Source organism: Vibrio sp. T9 (assembly GCF_003123985.1).
GTDB classification, from domain to species: Bacteria; Pseudomonadota; Gammaproteobacteria; order Enterobacterales; family Vibrionaceae; genus Vibrio; species Vibrio diabolicus.
This window is the reverse complement of the sequence record NZ_NIGY01000089.1, coordinates 1-387: the sequence shown is the minus strand read 5'-3', so window position 1 is coordinate 387 and position 387 is coordinate 1. Positions and strand designations below refer to the sequence as shown.

Annotated in this window: 1 protein-coding gene; it reads right to left on the bottom strand. The window is 69.3% G+C overall.

Annotated elements, in window-relative coordinates; all coding sequences use genetic code 11:
- Window positions 1–387 (bottom strand): FUSC family protein (locus CBX98_RS25560; protein ID WP_172606036.1); only part of this gene is annotated, 387 nt, incomplete at both ends.

Here is a 387-nt window from a genome sequence, read left to right as displayed (position 1 = left end):
GATGGCGGTCGCCAGGGCATAGCGGCGGAAGCGGAAGGCGAAGAAACCGGCGCCGGTGGCGACCAGTACCGGCAGGCGCCAGTCGCCGCCGGGGATCAGGTGAAGCATGGCCCAGCCCGCCACCAGGCCTGCCGTGGTACCGACCACCCGTTGGACGAGGCGACGGCGCGTGCTGCCATAGCTCGGCTGGCAGACGAAAAGCGTGGTCAGCAGGATCCAGTAGCCGTGCGTGGGATGCAGCGCGAGCATGAGGAGGTAGCCGCCGAGCATGCCGGCGGCCAGACGCACGGCATGACGAAAATGCATGGAGCGCCGGTTGAGCCGGATGCGCACGCGGGCGATGGCGTCCTTCAGCGACGACGGCTCGTTGCCCTGCAGCGACGTGTC